General features: G+C 44.9%; 17 protein-coding genes. 2 read left to right on the forward strand and 15 right to left on the reverse strand.

Annotated features, from left to right (window positions below; genetic code table 11):
• Positions 1-60 precede the first annotated feature (60 nt).
• The 4 genes from Aso01_RS09400 to rpe all read right to left on the reverse strand — a co-directional run bounded on the left by Aso01_RS09400 (position 61) and on the right by rpe (position 4,220).
• Complete coding sequence (locus Aso01_RS09400; RefSeq protein WP_004934917.1) at positions 61-879, reverse strand: copper resistance protein B; 819 nt, start codon at positions 877-879, stop codon at positions 61-63.
• Positions 866-2,653: a copper resistance system multicopper oxidase gene (locus Aso01_RS09405; protein ID WP_004934915.1), complete on the reverse strand. Its 1,788-nt coding sequence runs from the start codon at positions 2,651-2,653 to the stop codon at positions 866-868. Before Aso01_RS09405 ends, Aso01_RS09400 begins: the two co-directional genes overlap by 14 nt.
• A gap of 58 nt (positions 2,654-2,711) precedes the next feature.
• Positions 2,712-3,161: a hypothetical protein gene (locus tag Aso01_RS09410; protein WP_228127969.1), complete on the reverse strand. Its 450-nt coding sequence runs from the start codon at positions 3,159-3,161 to the stop codon at positions 2,712-2,714.
• A 372-nt stretch (positions 3,162-3,533) separates the two neighbouring features.
• Positions 3,534-4,220, reverse strand: coding sequence for a ribulose-phosphate 3-epimerase (gene rpe / locus Aso01_RS09415; protein ID WP_004934908.1), 687 nt, complete (start codon positions 4,218-4,220; stop codon positions 3,534-3,536).
• Positions 4,221-4,403: 183 nt separating this feature from the next.
• Here rpe and Aso01_RS09420 point away from each other — a divergent pair, with 183 nt between their 5' ends.
• Entirely contained in the window at positions 4,404-4,679 is a 276-nt protein-coding gene (locus tag Aso01_RS09420; protein ID WP_004934905.1) for a DUF2218 domain-containing protein, read from the forward strand.
• 54 nt (positions 4,680-4,733) lie between these two features.
• On the opposite strand, the gene fghA is transcribed toward Aso01_RS09420, so the two are convergent.
• From fghA to Aso01_RS09450, 6 genes are all read right to left on the reverse strand, one after another.
• A complete protein-coding gene (fghA, locus tag Aso01_RS09425) occupies positions 4,734-5,570 on the reverse strand; it encodes an S-formylglutathione hydrolase (RefSeq protein WP_004934902.1) in 837 nt (278 codons plus the stop codon).
• Positions 5,539-6,972, reverse strand: coding sequence for a C13 family peptidase (locus tag Aso01_RS09430; RefSeq protein WP_004934899.1), 1,434 nt, complete (start codon positions 6,970-6,972; stop codon positions 5,539-5,541). Before Aso01_RS09430 ends, fghA begins: the two co-directional genes overlap by 32 nt.
• Positions 6,973-7,101: 129 nt before the next feature.
• The gene (locus Aso01_RS09435) at positions 7,102-7,914 is read right to left on the reverse strand and encodes a class I SAM-dependent methyltransferase (protein WP_004934896.1); all 813 of its coding nucleotides are present in this window, start codon (positions 7,912-7,914) and stop codon (positions 7,102-7,104) included.
• Positions 7,915-7,960: 46 nt separating this feature from the next.
• The gene (tsaB, locus tag Aso01_RS09440; protein WP_004934893.1) at positions 7,961-8,629 is read right to left on the reverse strand and encodes a tRNA (adenosine(37)-N6)-threonylcarbamoyltransferase complex dimerization subunit type 1 TsaB; all 669 of its coding nucleotides are present in this window, start codon (positions 8,627-8,629) and stop codon (positions 7,961-7,963) included.
• Positions 8,630-8,732: 103 nt separating this feature from the next.
• The gene (locus Aso01_RS09445) at positions 8,733-9,281 is read right to left on the reverse strand and encodes a gamma carbonic anhydrase family protein (RefSeq protein ID WP_004934890.1); all 549 of its coding nucleotides are present in this window, start codon (positions 9,279-9,281) and stop codon (positions 8,733-8,735) included.
• A 5-nt stretch (positions 9,282-9,286) separates the two neighbouring features.
• Positions 9,287-9,913, reverse strand: a complete 627-nt coding sequence (locus tag Aso01_RS09450) for an NUDIX hydrolase (RefSeq protein WP_004934887.1) — start codon at positions 9,911-9,913, stop codon at positions 9,287-9,289.
• Positions 9,914-10,034: 121 nt separating this feature from the next.
• Here Aso01_RS09450 and Aso01_RS09455 point away from each other — a divergent pair, with 121 nt between their 5' ends.
• Positions 10,035-10,583, forward strand: coding sequence for an NUDIX hydrolase (locus Aso01_RS09455; RefSeq protein ID WP_025096147.1), 549 nt, complete (start codon positions 10,035-10,037; stop codon positions 10,581-10,583).
• Between the two features lie 43 nt (positions 10,584-10,626).
• Here Aso01_RS09455 and filF read toward each other — a convergent pair whose 3' ends face one another.
• The 5 genes from filF to filB are packed head-to-tail and all read right to left on the reverse strand — an operon-like array spanning position 10,627 to position 17,517.
• Entirely contained in the window at positions 10,627-12,513 is a 1,887-nt protein-coding gene (gene filF / locus Aso01_RS09460) for a putative pilus system protein FilF (protein ID WP_004934881.1), read from the reverse strand.
• A 20-nt stretch (positions 12,514-12,533) separates the two neighbouring features.
• A complete protein-coding gene (filE, locus tag Aso01_RS09465; protein ID WP_004934878.1) occupies positions 12,534-13,796 on the reverse strand; it encodes a putative pilus assembly protein FilE in 1,263 nt (420 codons plus the stop codon).
• Positions 13,796-15,460, reverse strand: coding sequence for a putative pilus system OmpP1/FadL family transporter FilD (gene filD / locus Aso01_RS09470; protein ID WP_004934875.1), 1,665 nt, complete (start codon positions 15,458-15,460; stop codon positions 13,796-13,798). Before filD ends, filE begins: the two co-directional genes overlap by 1 nt.
• A 14-nt stretch (positions 15,461-15,474) precedes the next feature.
• A complete protein-coding gene (filC, locus tag Aso01_RS09475; protein WP_004934872.1) occupies positions 15,475-16,629 on the reverse strand; it encodes a putative pilus system protein FilC in 1,155 nt (384 codons plus the stop codon).
• 54 nt (positions 16,630-16,683) lie between these two features.
• Positions 16,684-17,517 (reverse strand): putative pilus system C39 family peptidase FilB, encoded by an 834-nt coding sequence (gene filB, locus Aso01_RS09480; protein ID WP_004934869.1) that lies wholly within the window; start codon positions 17,515-17,517, stop codon positions 16,684-16,686.
• Between the last annotated feature and the right edge of the window lie 95 nt (positions 17,518-17,612).

Raw genomic sequence — 17,612 nt, forward strand, 5'->3', positions numbered from 1 at the left:
TGAGCATTACATCGGTGACCGCTGATACGTTGATCAGCGGCTTATTTCAAAAAACTTACATTAAAACTTAAACGTTACGCCCGCACCATACCACCACGCTCGATCTGAAACGGAAAAAAGTGCTGTGGGATGCTGCTTATAATGATATGCAACATCAATGAATGGCATCACTTTTTTGTTAATTTCATAGCGTGTTTGTAATCCGGTTTTCAGCTCGTTCAAACCGGTTTCAGCAGCTTCTGACGATTGATCCGAGATCACAATATCCGCTTTCAAATACGGTTTTATTACAATCTTCTGCGTCAGCAACACATCTCGTTCGGTTTCGACGCTTAAGCCAGTGTAGCCATGTGCGCCTATAAACAGCGAGAGATCCGTTTCAAAAAAGTATGGTGCCAGTCCATGTAGTGCAATCACGCCATCAAGTGTCTCATCTGCTAATTCCGATGCATCATCACGATACCTTAAGCCCGTTTGAATATCCCAAAAATCAGAGATCATCCGGCTATAGCGCATAGAAATATTACGTGAAGCAGATTCAGATTCTTCTTTCTCAAGTTCTGCCTTGAGATACAGCTTGTTTTCATCTGTTCCCCACCAACTCCGCAGTTCCGATTGTACTGCACCTTTGCCGTGGGTATTTACCATCCACTGAGTATCCACTTGTGTGGCCTGATACCACTGTCCGCCGTGCTGATCGCGATGATGTTGCGCTTCATCGGACTCCTGATATGCAAGATGTGTATCTTTTAGAGTGGTCGTTGGCATTGGCATGATAGCGTGAGAATGGGTATGCATCTGCTCATTTGAAGTTTGTGCAATTGTACCTGAACTGCCTAACGCCGCGCAGATACACAAGGTCATTTTAGTGATGCGCATGATGAGCTCCTTGTGATGGCGTTGGTACAAGCTCCGCGACAGATGAAGCACTTGATGCTGTATCTGAGTTTTGATCGGTATGCGCAACAATCAGCTTATTCATCATGCCTGCCGACATATGGTAAAGCAAATGACAGTGAATGGCCCACTCGCCCACCTCATCTGCGGTTAAAAGTGCGCTCACAGTTTGCCCTGGAGGAACAATAATGGTGTGCTTGTTGGGAAGATTTTTAGGTGCTTGACCATTTTCAAGTTGTACAAACATGCCATGTAGGTGCATAGGATGCGCCATCATGCTCTCATTGATAAATTTCAGCCGAACACGCTCGCCATATTTGACCTGAAGCGGCTTGGCCTCTGAAAACTTTTGTCCATTCATCGTCCAGATATAACGCTCCATCGTACCGCCTAAACGAATTTCAATTTCTCGATCTGGAGCACGCAGATCTGTCTGTGGCGTGCGAGCACGTAAATCGGCGTAACTGAGGGCTTTCATACCCTTTGGCGTGGCGGCATTCGACCAGCCCTGCACACGGGTATCATCGTTTTGCATCATGTGCTGCATGTGTAAATCGTGCTGCTGATCCATGGAGGCCATCGGCATGTGTTGCATGTGTGCATGATCTTCTTGCATCGGCATCGAATCATGTTCAGTCGTATGCATGTCTGGTGCCTGCGCAGATGTACTCATGTGAGCGTGTCCCATGTCTTGCATGGTCAGTACAGTGCGAGGCCGTGCCACAGGTGCAGGAAAAGCTTTAAGATGAGTGGCATTTTTATTGATGAGTGATGCTAAAGCAAATCCGGTTCGGTCAATCGATTCGGCCTGAATCTGATAGGCATCGTGCTGAGGTTGTACTACGACATCATAGGTTTCGGCAGCACCAATTCTAAATTCATCTACCGATACAGGTTGAACGGGTTGACCATCGGCAGCCACGACCGTCATCTTTAAATTGGGAATCCGTACATCAAAAAATGACATTGCTGCAGCATTGATAAAACGCAACCGAATACGTTCGCCTGGCAGAAATTGGCCGGTCCAGTTTTGGTCTGGTGCTTTGCCATTGACCAGAAAAGTATAACCACTCACATCGGACAAATCCGTTTTCAGCATACGCATCTGATTCCACATTTTGCGATCTTGCCACGTGGCTTTCACGCCTTCATGCTTCACCTGTTGCCACACATCCGACCATGTTTCACGGCGGTTTTGATAATACTCTGCATCTTTCTTCAGATTTTTTAAAATCTGATCGCCACGAGTCGGATGTGAATCTGAAAGCATTACCACATAGTCACGCTGCACAGGAGGCGCTGCATCTTGATGCTGGCTTGGCTTTGGATAAATAATCAATGGCCCATAGAGTCCGTCTTGCTCTTGCCCCTTACTGTGAGCGTGATACCAATAGGTGCCATTTTGACGAACACGAAAACGGTAGACGAAATCACCATTCGGAAGAATCCCTTGAAATCCGTTGAATCCCGGCACGCCGTCCATCAAGCCGGGTAATAATAATCCATGCCAATGCAGTGCGGTTTGTTCTTTCTTTAAGTTATTGTGTACATGGATGACGGCCTCATCGCCTTCGTTAAATTCCAGCAACGGCGCTGGAAACTGCCCGTTTACCGTGATTTTACTGACTGATTTTCCATTGAGATTGATGTTGTGTTGATCAATCGTCAGATGATAGGTTTTTACCGCTGCACTGGCCGTGCTGGACAGCACCAGACACATTGCAGCAAACCATAGGGTTGGCAATTTTAATTTCATGACTAACCTCAAAATTTAAAAAACATTAAACGTGAAACGTTAAAGATCTAAATCGAGATTAGGCTCTAGGAGGACGTAAAATATCGGTGAGATAGCCACTCTCAGTATTTGAGCTATAGTCTATGGCTGTACTCGACACCAGCGTGTACGATGTCGGCAAGGCGATTATGGGGATTTCGCCCAACATGACACAACTGATCATTTGACAATGTAATGGTGTACATTTTTGGCAGTCTGCAAAGGATACACTGGAATGATCATTGATACTGGCACAATCTGATCCGACAGGTTTTTCTGTTGCCTGTGTGGCGTGGCTATGTTTCATCACTGCTTGATGACAATCAGACATGACACCATGATCATGCGTCGAATGATTTAAATGTTGCAGCGAGATGCCTTGATTTGAAAGTGATGCGTGCTGTAGCGTTGTCGATGCCATGGCAAAGCTGCTCCAGCTCATGAAGATCATCATGAGCCACACCAACCAGCGATATCGACGAAAACGCACGTTCAAACCCAGTGCTCCAAAAAAAATGGTGATGTCTTTACTATTACACACCCTTATCTAGCATAGCCAAATTCATGCACAGTCTCAATCCTCATTTATATCGCTCAGTTTACGATTGTGCGTGTTGCTAGAAGTTTGAGCACTCACTTTAACAACATTTCAACCCAAAAATAAAATGTTATTCAAAACGTTCACCCGTAAAAAAAGCACGCATATTGCGTGCTTTTTAAACCAAAACCGATGCGTAAATAAGCAATTGTTTTATGATTGATTATTCTATCACCAGTTTATCCATATACTTATGAACACGGTTATCCATATAGTTATAAACAAACTTATCCACAGGACATGTATAAATTAAAGTGTTTACTCTTATACAGACTGAGTGCCCACTTTGGCCAGCTCTAATCGCATTTCATCAATAACCGCTTTGTAGTCTGGTTTTCCAAAAATGGCTGAACCCGCAACAAACATATCCGCACCTGCTTCAGCAATCTCTCGAATATTGGCTGGGCCAACACCACCATCAACTTCAAGGCGAATATCACGACCGCTGGCATCAATCAATGTGCGTGCCTGACGTAATTTGTCGAGTGTCATTGGAATGAATTTCTGTCCGCCAAACCCCGGGTTGACACTCATGAGTAAAATTTGATCGACTTTATCCATTACATAATCAAGATAATGCAAAGGCGTTGCCGGGTTAAATACCAACCCAGCTTTAGCACCACCTGCTTTAATCAGTTGCAGTGAGCGATCGATATGATCAGATGCTTCTGGATGGAAAGTAATAATGTCTGCACCTGCTTCAATAAAATCCCCAATCATTCGATCGACTGGCGATACCATCAAATGCACATCAATTGGTGCCTGAATGCCATAACTTTTAAGCGCCTTACATACACCCGCACCAAAGGTCAGATTCGGTACATAATGATTATCCATCACATCAAAATGAACGACATCTGCACCCGCCGCCAAAACACGTTCGACATCTTCACCTAAACGGGCAAAATCGGCAGACAAGATAGAAGGAGCAATCAAATACGGCTTGGACATATACGACCTGGCAAACTGAAGAACAAGAGCAACAGTATAACAAAATCAAGTACAGACTGCCTGTTTATCCTACACAGTTTCAGCGCAAGAGATTGCAAAATTGCAACGCAGCATTCTCGTTTGGCCGGTACTATCCCGCTGTAAAATTTGCTAATGTCAGGATCTATACTTGAGGACAGCACAGTGAAAACACAAACAACACTTGATACACAAGACGGTAAACGTATTGCGAAACGCCTAGTCAATCATTGGAAACACAAATTTGAAGTGGCAGAGTCAGAAACAGAATTTCGAATTCTGATGCCGACAGCAACTGTCATTTTAACATTTTCAAATACGGCGCTTGTGGCACGTATTGAAAGTGATCTTGACGATCATAGCCGCCTTGAAGGTGTGGTGATTGAGCACTTGAACCGAATGGCACAACATGAGTTTGATGCAACATGGGATACACTTTAAAACAAAAAAAGTGAAGCATTTCTGCTTCACTTTCAATAGGTTGAATTTATACATTCATCCTTCAAGCTGTACGGCATGAAATTGCAAATGATCTTCAACAAAGCTCTGAATAAAATAATAACCGTGATCATAACCTGCATGTTTTCTTAAGGTGAGAGGCTGCCCCACTGTTTGACATGCACGTTGAAATATATCTGGATTTAACTGATCGTAAAACTGATCATCCATGCCCTGATCAATCAGAATATCTTTAAACAAAGCACCTTTACTTTTGACCAATACACTTGCATCGTGATCTTGCCATACGGCTTGATCTGCCCCCAAATAATGTGAAAATGCTTTTTGGCCCCACGGACATTGTACAGGCGCACAAATTGGTGCAAATGCAGAAACGGATTTGAATTTTTCAGGATACTTAAACGCTAGCGTTAATGCCCCATGCCCGCCCATCGAATGGCCCATGATACCGATCTGACTTGGATCGACTGGAAATTCTTGTTGCACCAAGGCATATAACTCCTCGGCAATGAAACTTTCCATTTGATAATGGGCTTGCCAAGGCTGCTCAGTGGCATTGATATAAAAACCTGCTCCCTGCCCCAAATCCCAATGATCGCCTTTGGCCACGTCTTCACCTCGCGGTGAGGTATCTGGCATAATCAAAACCAAATCAAGATGTGCAGCCAGACGCTGAGCATGTGCTTTGATTGCAAAGGTTTCTTCGGTACAGGTGAGGCCAGCCAGATAAAACAGCGCCGGACAGCGGTTGCCTTCAAGTGCCGCAGGCGGCAAAAAAATCCCAAATCGAGTAGTCCCGTTTAAATGGGTCGACTCAAATTGATAAATTCGTTGTTCTCCGTCATAACACTTGTTTTTTTGCAGCAGTTCCATGGGTCTTTTCCTCATGTGAAATTACGCTGGCCTGTGGCACAGTTTGTTGTGGGAATAAATGTTGTTCGAGTTGAGGCAGCATCAATTCCATATTTTTACCAATCATCCATTGTGGCTCAGAAGGCTCAAAACCTTGTGCCTGTTCCCATTTTGCGACGGTTTGCTTGGCTTGCAAGAATGCATCTTTCATTGAATGATGATCACGCATGGCCTGATCAAAGAGTGCCCGACCAAAATAGGTATAATCGGCTTCGTTGGTACAACCAAATGATTGTCGGTCGGCAGCCGATGCCGTAATGATCAGTGTATCTGGTGATTGTAATGCGGGGATAAAGCTGCCCGAGAAACACGAAGACACCACAATGACACGCCAGCGAATACCGGACTTGTCGAGGGCTTCACGTAGCCATTTAGGATCGACTTGCCCCAAATCTAGCGGTGCATTTTCAATTTCAAACTGATCTGGCGCGCCGTGCGAGGTCATGTACAAAAACAGCACATCACTTTCACGGTTCATTTGTTGCCCGATCCGGTTTAACGCCATCGCGATACTGGTTTTCGATGCCAACGGAATCTGGGTTCGGGTATCTGGATTATTGACCAGCATCATCGAGCGGCCAATGGTGCCAAAACGCGTATCGAATTGCTCTTTAATGCGCATAATTTCAGATTTAAAGACATCCTGATAACTGGCACCTGCCACCCCTAAAAAGTACCAGTGACTTTGCGCGAACTCACCATACTGAATTTGCTCAAGGGCTTTATTGAGTAGGCGACTCTGTGCATAAAAGGCATCTTCGGCAAAGCTAGGAGGAACATCTTCTACTTTCCAGATCGGCTGACTACGCACCGATCCCTGCCACACCACCAGAGTCACCAGCGTTGCAATCATAATGAGTGCGCGCTCCCACCATGGCCATTTTAATTCACGGGCAAATACCCATACCACCGCCAGACTTTGCCATACAAACAGCACCATAAAGATGCTCGGCAAATAGTCATACAATGAATAAGGCAAATAGTCGAGCTGGCCCAGATACTGGATCAAACTTTGTAAAAGCGCAATATTGGTATCCAGTACCAGCCACAAAATTGCAGGTACCAGCATCAGACGGGCATTGTTGGTTCGCTGAGAAAGGAAAATCCCGACAATCAGTGCCAGAAATGGCCATAACGCGTAACTGACCAATCCTTGAGAGTTAAATGCGCCTCCATCGCCTGCCACCAACCAGCTAAAGAGCGTATTGGCAGCACCACCCAACACACCCCAAACCAAAAGCTGAAAAATTGAGGGATGGATGACCTGAAGCGAACGTCTCGACCCCAAAAATAACCATAAACCCGCGGTTTGGTTGCTTTTAAAATCATGCCAAAAGTTAATGGACGGTTTGAGGTCGATCATAGAATTGTTCGGGAGGCCGTGAGTTTGGTAAGCACTTTATGAGTTGAATCCGAAGTGCAATTTTCTTGGTGACGCATGTTCACTATATAGCAAAGTTTTGGCAAATATTGAAGCAATGATCACACTTACTCACAGAGAAAGCTGAAAATAAGCATCAAAACGACAGGCATCACCCTGCCATTGATGGTCAGGAGTCTCATCATTTAAAAATACAGCATGTCTCGGACGTTTCACCACCACACGCTTTGCCATTTGCCGTGCTAGGGCTAAAAGTTGATCTCCTAAATCCATCTGCCCATCTTCAGGTAACAACAGATGCAGTAGCTGCATTTGTTTTTTTACCTGAGCCTGCTTCTTGGCTGCTTGCTGATGCTGGTCACGCTGAGGAAACATCGGATCTAAATACACCACATCAGTGATCGCCTGCTGCTCAATTCGCTGCGTCAAGTAGTCGGCAGCATCTGAAAAAATCAAGTGCATACGTGCCATGACAGGCGCTAAATACGCATCCTGTTCGGCTTGTTGTTTTGCAAATTCGAGCAAGGTAAAAAGTATAGGATGACGCTCCACCAAAGTGACCTCTGCACCAAGACTGGCCATGAGCAAACCATCATGTCCTAAGCCCGCAGTGGCATCAATTAAATGCGGCTGCTCACCCAACTGACACGCTCGTGCAATCATTTCAGATTTTAGGCTGGCACGTTTTAATCGAGGAATTTCAGCCATCCAGTCGGGCTGCATTTTCATTCCATTGGCACTAAGCCATAACCCTGCATGATCGACACATAAGGCCAATTCGGGATGCTGTCTTAAGAAACGGGCATTTAATTGCTCAATCTCGATCAGTTCAGTGACCACACCGCGTGTCTGAAGAAGCTGTTGAACCGCTTCTGCCTGATCTTTTACTTCGGCCACAGCATATAATCGCATTGGATTTACCATCAGGTATATCCTTTAAAAATAAACAATAAAAACAAAGATAATGCAATCACTGTGCTTTGCCTTGCTCGGCAATCTTTTTCCACGCATTGTCACGCAAGTAAACAGGAAGTGCCTGTTCAGCCGGCACCCATTGCTCATTGAGTGCATAGTGTCTTGCAAGTAATGCAATGTGATGTGCATTCGGCTGGACTGCTGCCACCTGTGTCTCTGTGGTCGCGATTAAATGCGCGCCTGAACCAACAACGGTAAACTGAGCTGCTGCCTGAGCATCTGCATAGTTCAGCAAACGTTCCTCGCCATCGAGTTGCATGATGCCGGCATCATCGAGTACATAATTAGCCAAATAAACTTCTTGCATACGTGCATCTAAAACAGCAGTCACCTGTTGTAATTGATGGGTTTGATAAGCGGCCTGCGCCAGTGCCTGCAAAGTAGACACTGCAATCACCGGCAGGTCATTGGCCCATGCCAATGCCTGTGTCACAGCAGCATTGATCCGTACACCACTAAATGATCCTGGGCCTCGACTAAATGCAATTGCTGTGAGTTCATGCAGCTCGGTCTGCGTATCGCGCAAGGCGGTTTCAATCATGGGTAAAATTGTTTGAGTCTGAGCCTTGGCTCGATCATCAAGTTGAAAAAAAAGCTCTTGATGTTGATCGATCAAGGCCACAGAACATTGTTCATTGGCTGTTTCCAATGCAAGCACTTTCATGCAAACCTTACGCTATATAATTAACAAAAACGCTGAACATCATACTCTACTCCCCGCTGTCAGGCGAGTGATTCAACGTAATCGGTTTGCACGAATCCAAGATTCAAATCGACTCATATTCATCAAAAAAATACGGTTCAAGCTGCACATATTTTTTATAGTGCTCGGCATAATGCATGGCACTCATTTTAAGCTGTGCCGCACCCTGATCATCGAGTGTTTTAACCACTTTGCCCGGCGACCCCATCACTACTGAATTATCAGGAATGACTTTACCCTCAGGAATCAGGGCATTGGCACCAATAATGCAGTTTTTGCCAATAACGGCATGATTCAGAATCACGGCGTTAATACCGATCAGGCTGTTATCACCAATGGTGCAGCCATGTAGCATGGCCTGATGTCCGATGGTCACATAGTCTCCGACCACCAGCTCAATTCCCGCATCGGTATGCAACACGGCATTTTCTTGTACGTTGGTAAAATCGCCCAACCGGATTAAACAGTTGTCTGCACGAATCACTGCTCCAAACCAGATACTGACTTCATCACCCAGTTCGACTTGACCAATCACGGTCGCATTACCTGCAATCCACCCCTTCCACGGATGGTGTTTGGTTCTAGGGTGATGTCCTTGAAAGCTATACATCATCTGAGTTACTCCTTTCTATTGTTCTTTTCAAGTTTTTGCCGAATAAATAGAGGCGAATTTAATAAGAATGGCCACTCCTTTTGATAACCAAGGCCATATTGAAAGAGTGAAATCAACATACGTGCCGTTAAACCCCAGACCACCTCATCTTCGACACGCATACTCGGAAAGTACAACGTTTGCTTGATATATTTCACCTGATGGGGTTCTGGCGGCGCATTGAGTAATTGTTCAAGCGAAGCAAAAAAAATACGATCGATTTCAGTAGGCTGCGGTATCAAATGCACATCGGGTGGAATCAGCCCGACAATGGGTTTTACTAGCATGCCATTTTTGGCACGCTGCATGGGCAGATCTCCCATCAACTCGACATCGAAGGGATTAAGTGCCGTTTCTTCTTGCGCTTCACGTAATGCCACCACGATATTACTGGTATCACCACGGTCACGTTTTCCGCCCGGAAAAGAGACTTCTCCGCCATGATTTTTTAAGCGGGTAGAACGCCGCGTCAATAACACCTTCGGATCTTTTTCATCGGTAATCGCAATTAATACGGCAGCTTCTGCAGGTTGAGTACGTCGCGCAAAACGTAGTCGTTGTTGTAACCGATGGGTTAATCCTTGTTCACTCATTTGCGCCTCTCGATTCTTGTTATTTTTCCATCATAGCTCAATTTTTTTGGGGTCGTATACAAATGATGCGAAACAATAAAAATTCAGTTATGCTGAGCTATCTTTAGCCCCGATGATTGTTATGAGTTTTTGTATCGTTTGTGGACATAAAACAGAAGAACAGATCCCGCTAGGTGATCATAAATTGCGCCGTGTTTGTGGCAATTGTGGCCATATTCACTATGAAAATCCAAAACTCATCTGCGGGGCACTGGCAGTTTGGGACAATAAGGTTTTGCTGTGCCGTCGGGCAATCGAACCACGTTACGGATTGTGGACTTTACCCGCAGGCTACATGGAGTTGTTTGAGACCATGGAAGAAGGCGCTGCACGTGAAACGCGTGAAGAAGCCGAGGCCGAGATCGACATTGAACATTTATACTGCATGTATAACATTCCTCGTATCGGACAGATCTACGTGTTGTTCAAAGCCCTGCTCAAAGACGGCGTATTCGGCGCCGGTGAAGAAAGCATCGAATCGCGGTTATTTGAAGAACACGAAATCCCATGGGGCGAACTGGCGTTTCCAAGTGTTGAGCGTACGCTTCGACATTACTTTGAAGACCGTAAACAGCAGCACTTTCCGGTACATTTAGAGACCATCGGCACCCGTCTGGATCACACAGGATAAAATAAAAAAAGGCCAGTCATACTGGCCTTTTTCATGTTGTTGATTATTTATTTTTTACACTATAACAGTTTGGTAGCTCAATGCTCAGCGTACCAGATGTGCGCTTGGCCAGTTCAATCTGTGCAGTTGTCGGTGCGGGTTGAACATTGGAAATATTGTTGTAAACCCGTTGATAAGCCGCATAAATATTGGCCCAGTTTGCCGAGTTGTTGTTAAAATCAGTAATCGACAGCGCACGAGAATTCGCGCTTTCGTCTAATAAGTTATTCAGATTGATTTTTACACCGCCAGAGCTAAGCTGGGCTGATGATGTTTCTCCACTGACTGCAAGTCCTTGATTTAAACCAAGCAGCACGCCTTCTAAAAGACCAAATCGTGCTTCATTTAAAATCATACGAATGGTGATCGACTTGTCACTTGCCGAGAAATTGGCTGCACCTGTTGTTCCAATCCGATATTGCGTCACACCGAAGTTATCTTGCATGCCATTGGTCAAAATTCCACAATTTCCAGACATATCATTTGTGGTGGCATTGGCCCCAATATCGGTACGGATATCGCCATTTTCATCGATCACGATTCCGAGTTTGACATCTGCAACACTGGTATCTGTAAACTTAAAGATCAGTGTGGCATTGAGTGGAAATAGATAACGTCCAGAGCTGATGTTATTACTCGACTTAAATACACGTCTGTCGAGATAAGTAATCGGACTAATCTTGGCCAGATCAATCGTTCCGTTAAAAGTTTCATTATCGGCAGTTTTGGTCCACCGTCCAAAAACCGAGCTGTCTACCGTCGTGGTATTCATGGCACGCTTATACAAATCGTCTGTTGCCACCACCAAATAGTTATCAAGTAATTTGCCTTGGAAAATTTTTAAGTCGTCGCTGCTGTTCGCACTCAAGCTAAAACGAAACGGTTGCGCTGACGACAGCGATTTGGTCAGTGGATTGAGCCACGTGCTTTGTGTTTGTGCCGTCATTTTGGTTGGTGCAAACTGACTAATTAAGGTGAGATAACCCAGATCACCCGTATTCTTAGGTACGCCCTGCCATTGTAATCCATAGCCCGAGGTTAAGCCTTGTCGGTCAGTCATCAGGTACATATTGGCAATAATTTGTTTATTGGTTGTAGATGAACTGCCGCGGAAACCACTGGTGTACTTTAAAATCGCCAGATCGACCAAGCTGCTTGGGGTAAAGATTTCTGCGTTGTAAATCCCTGCATTTTGTATATTGGCCATTTTTTTGACCACATTCAATGCCTGTGCCTCAGACACCGTCGAGACATCGACCCATCCCACCAGTGCCGCTGCATAGCTGCCGTCTTTAAAATCGCTCACGCTCAAGGAACGAGTAATTTTAGAGAGTCCATTTTTGAAATCTTCAGTCATGGCTACAGGCTGAATATCTCCGGCAATATTACTGTTTTGCTGCACGCCTAAAGCCTGAAAAATACGTACCAGTGCAGTGGCCACCTTAACGGTATCATCCGATAAATCAAATGTCGCAGGTGCCTTACCCACCATTGCGGTTGCCATATCAAGTAGTGAAAGCGGTTGCTGACCAATATTGATAGGCGAAATGGTTTTTAAGTCTAGACTGCCCAGATTAATCTGCTTGTCTGCTGTTTGACCCTTGATCGAAAAATTAACGGTATCGCCAAGCTTACATGCGCCTGTAAATGCGTTACCACTTTGCGCCGTCACGAAATGATTCACCTTATCACTGCTACAATCGAAATTCAGACCTGCAATTGGATAAACCATATAGAAACTTTGGCAGTTAGCATCGGTGGTTTTACAACTGGTGCTTGTGGTAACGCCATTATTGGTGTCTTCATTAATATTGCCACTTTCACCACCACAACCTACCAGTGCAGATACAAGCGCAGTCAGCGCGGTCGAAATTAAAATTTTCTTTTTCATTGTTGTACCCATCTTTTGGGTTAACGGATTGCCGTTAACTTGATTTGTCCTTGATTGGTCAATAACTTGTCTTCTACGTCCAGAGCGGAAGCCAACGGTGTCATCAAAATATAATGCGCGTTTTCGGGTAAACGAATGATGCCTTCTAATGCTGCATATTTAAGTGCAGTTGCAGGATACTCTTGATTTTTATAGCCGCTCACCCCTTCGAGTACACAGCCTTTCTGATCAAGAAACACCACAAAAGGCCAATAAAATTGGGGATTGGTTTGAGTCGATGCATATGAGGTCAGTTTCATTTGCTTTAATGGCTCAGACAAGCGCACCACATCATAATCAAAGGTATTTTCAAGCGGTTTTCTTGGCCAGACCGAAACTTCTTTTTGCGTGTCGAATACTTTGACCTTCTTCATTTTTTTACCTTCAAAACATGTCGTATCCAAACTTTCAGTTACGTCTTGCTTAGGCATAATAAAGTAGGTCGAAGACAATGCGAGTGTCTCAGTCGGAGTTTCACTTGCCTTCGGTTTAAGCACCTGATTCAAAAAAGAACGGCTCACCCCTTTTTCACGCTCGACTGGCTGCATACGCACAACACCCGTTTTTGAGTCAATCTCCCCTTGTGGCATCATGTAAAAACGTTTTTTTCCATCCAAGTTAAATTCACGATTTTCTAAATATTCACTGTTGACGTATTCTTCACCGCCAATACTGGAAATATAGGGTGACTGCTTGCTTGATGATGTATCAGTCTTCACCGCAGGCAATGGCGCTGTGTTTTTTGTAGCTGTTACTGCCATCTGATCTGAACGTTTCACGGTGGGTTGCGATACATTCGGCATCGATTGGTCAGCACTCTTTGTAGCCATTTGGTCACTTGGAGGAGATTGCGATGGTACGGTAGCAGTATGAGTGGCTTTAATTACAGGCTTTGAAGTCGATTCAGCCAGCGGTATAGCCTGTTGACTCGCCGCTTTTTTTGAACTGATAAATCCAGTGGATGTTTGGGTTTGGGTACTTGATACTGCGGGAGTCAATGTAGACACATCAGTTGGCGCAGTTGGATAGGACTTTTGTACTGGATTTGAGGAAGCTTTTGAGCTGGGAGCGGCAGAATGACCTGTTGAACGCTGAGGCGTCTGCTTTTGAATCACCAAAGGACGTCCATCAGGCCCAATAATGGTAAAAAATTCAGCTGCATAAAGATTCATGCCAGTAACTAAAAGTGATCCAGCACACATACAAAACCACAGCCGAGTACGTCTGATGCTGTTTTTTTTCATTACCACCGTGTCCTGTAGTTAATCCCCAAAATGGTTACTTTTGTATTGGTTTTGACATCTAAACCTGCATAGGGATTGAGCAAAATATTACTCACGCCAGTTTGGTTGGCTAAGGAGCTGCTGCCTGCCGGAATATTGTCTCTACTGCGTAAAAAGCCCACAGACAAATCGACATCGGTATCTGCATCAAAACGATAACCAATGCCCAGACCGAATAACTGTGCATTATTGATCGGAATCAGGGTATTACGTTTGTCGTCTGGAATGGCAGAAGAACGTGGCTCATAACCCGCTCTCAGTTTCAAGCGATCAGTTGCAGAATACTCAACCCCAATTCCCCAGCTCCATGGTGAGGTAAAATTAAGTGGCAGCGCCAGACTGGTATTGGAGATATCGCTTGAAAGTAGCTTGGCAATTTGCAACGCCGAAACCTGCCGATCAAATTCAAATCGGAATTTGTCCCAAGCGCTATAGTCTGTCCACCCCACATCGAAATTGATTTGTAAATCGGGAATAATTTTATAGGTAATCCCTGCCTGAAAGTGGGCTGGATATTCAAAATCCATGGCCACCAAACCAGACTCTGTGGCCGGAATACTGGAAGGAAAACCAAGCACACGTGCAAAGACACTCCCCGTCGCAGAGGAATTTAAACCGCGAATCAACTCGCGCGGTGCACGTTCATTGTCGATAAAGTATTTACCCTTGAGGCGCATTTTACTCGAGCTTTGGTACACCATACCAAAGCTAAAATCTTCACGCGGTTCCCAAAGCAGGCCAAGGTTGTAGCTTGGGCTTAACGCCTGTTCGACCGTGACCTTTAACTGTCCAAAGCGGTTAAACGGATTCATACCCTCTTGAGCATTACAAATCCCGAGTAAAAGCAAATCGGTGATAAAGTCTTGATTGTCTTTAAATGGTGCACAGACCACTTCATCAACTAAACGCAATACCCCTATTAATTCGTTTGGAAAGCGTAAATCGGTTTTCAATGAAATGGCTTGATAAGACATTCCAACCGACGCCCCCAAGGACAGTTCATCATTGACTTTAAATGCAAATGAAGGCGATAAGTAGGTAATACGCTCTAGCGCAACCTGCTGCCCCATAAAATTTCCTGGGTTACCATTTTCAGCACCAAATCCTGCGACCAAAGGTGCATAGACTGCTGTGGCATAGGTAATTTTAGAACCGGGCGGCTTATACGCGATCCCTGCAGTAGGTGCAGCAAGCGGAACACCTTCACCCAAATCGACCATTTTTTTCAAAATAGGTACGTAAATACTGGCATATTCAACATCGCCGCGAACCGAACCTTTAAAGTCGGTACACAAGTTCGATGCGACTTCTGGCCCATCGTTACACACCAATGGGTCGTCGGAATAACCAAAAACGTTATATCCAGCCGGTGCAGAAAACTCACGCTGAATATCAAAGTTGGCAATTAAGCCCTGTACATCGGTTTGCAAGCCTTCAATACGGGTTAATGCTGCCGGGTTAAAGTGAATCGCGCTGATGCCTGGCGGATCGGCAGTTACCGCATTACCCAGCGCAAGAGAACGCACATCCACAGAAAGGTTTTGTCCAAGCTGTGCAAAAGTGACATTGGAGCAACCCGTCAGAATAATTGCTGATGCTAACGGGCGTAATCTGAGATATCGCATAGCGACTACTCCCCTTAGCTAATTTTTTTGGCAAATCCAGCAATATCCAGTGGGAACGAGATTCCAAGCGAGACATCCGGTGCATCTTCAGTCAGACCAATGCCCAAGGTTCCGTTAATAATGGTTTTAGGAGAGACACGTACACCAAGAGCAATCGCAAAAATAGAGGATGTTTGATCGGCAGGCTTGAACGTTTCACCAGAACTATAGGTAAATTCAGAATTAAAATTGAAACTTTGCTGATACGACATCGTCAATGACACGTCGTAGTTGAATGAATATGCAAAGCCTAGCGAGAAGCCACCACTAATGCCTGGATCAAACTCAGTGATCGTACGTGTACCACGGCGCTGATTAAGATCTGATTCCTTAAATCCGTAGTTGGCAGAAACCGAAGCAAACAGCACAACCGGATCGATATATTTACGCGTACTTGCACCAATACCTGCCGAATAATAGCCCTTACCGGTGGATAAATCCGTGACAGGATTAATTTCGTATGGACTATCGCCCGTTTTGGTCGAAATATTACCAAATAAAATAAGAGGTAAACGCCCTGTCTGGAGTGGGAAAGGTTCCCAACGCGCTCCAAATGCAATATCACCTAAACCGGCAGTGGTGGTATCTTTTAAATTATCCGCTTTGGCCACAAACGGGATCGATGTGGTTAAGGTTAAGTTATCCCGCAGGCCATATTGCAGGGTAAAAGTATTGGTTAAAGTATGGTTGGCATCTTCTTCAACTCGAAGCTGATTAACAGTACCGTCTTCAATAGCCAAATCTAAGCGTGTATCGCGATAGTAGGTATAATCAATATCGTAGTAACTTGAGATTTCACCACGTTTGATCAGAGAATATTGGCGCTCGTTGGAGGTGAAAACTTCTTGAAGATTACTTTCCTGTGTGGCATCACCTTCTTGTTTTTGAAGTGCCTCAGCCGCCGAATTTGACGAAACAGCAGGTGCTGGCGTACTTGCTGTTGCCTCAGCGGCAGCCGTGCTATTCGACTCGGTAAACACGCTCCCCTGAGCTGGCGCTTCAGAAGACTGTGTCGCTGTCGCTTGCTCGGCAGACTTTTCTTGTGATGAGGCAGCGGCTACATCATCTGCCGCATAGACACCCCCAATCATGAGCACATTGACACTCAGTGCCAAAAACGTTTTGTTCATCCCTTGCGTTCTCTTCTTCATTCTATCCACCACGTTATTTTTTTTCTTACCCAACTATTTACGCTTATAATACAACCGCATAAATGTATTTACCTTTTCTCCATAGGTCATCGAATCCTTGTTGTTGTCTACACCCCTTCTAACCGTAGATGCTTTGTCTGCGATGCGTTCCATATAAAAAGTCGGATACTGCATGTCAATCAATGCATAACGGTTGACTGTGGCATCCTCGACATGTCGTAAATCACTGTCTTGAAGTGCCAATAGCGTTTTACGCTGGGCTTCGGGCACTTGAATCAAAAACAAAGTGTTATTTTCCCAGACTTCTTTAAAGCGCACTTCATCGAAACTGATATTGCCTAGTGCTGGATCTGCCACATAGACTCGGCCGTCTTTATAACCTTTGTACACCACAAAATGTTTAAAACCAGCATAGGAAATCGGTACGATTGCTGGCTGTCCCTGATTGACCAGATCTGAAAACTCACCTCGATAACCGCCACTTTCCAAACCTAAAGCGGTCACAAAACGTTTCATATCGAGAAGTGAAAAACTTCTGCGCTCGATAATCCGCTGATATTCGCCAAAACGGAGCAGCCCATTCATGGTTTGTTGTTCGGTCAGTTGGGTTCCAACATAGCCATTCAATAATGTGGTCAGTGCAGCCGATCCACAACTATAGTCATAAGCCTGACGCACAATACCGCGAAACTGATCTTCCACAGCGGGCTTGATCACGACTGCTTCACGGTGCATACGTGTAAAGGATGGCTCTCTGGAATCAAGTGTTTCCGTATATTGAACTGTCCCCGGAGCTTTATCTTTAATATCGAAGGCTTGGGTTGCAAAGTAATAGATCAATGCCGACCCTAAGGTAATCTCTAACATAATCTTTTGGTTCTACTTTTGGGGCAGCAATGCCTGATTTTCATTGTATTTTTAGAGCAAATACTCTACATTCCCTGTCTTTTGAAGATACCTTT

Origin of the sequence: Acinetobacter soli, assembly GCF_000760595.1 — a bacterium.
GTDB classification, from domain to species: Bacteria; Pseudomonadota; Gammaproteobacteria; order Pseudomonadales; family Moraxellaceae; genus Acinetobacter; species Acinetobacter soli.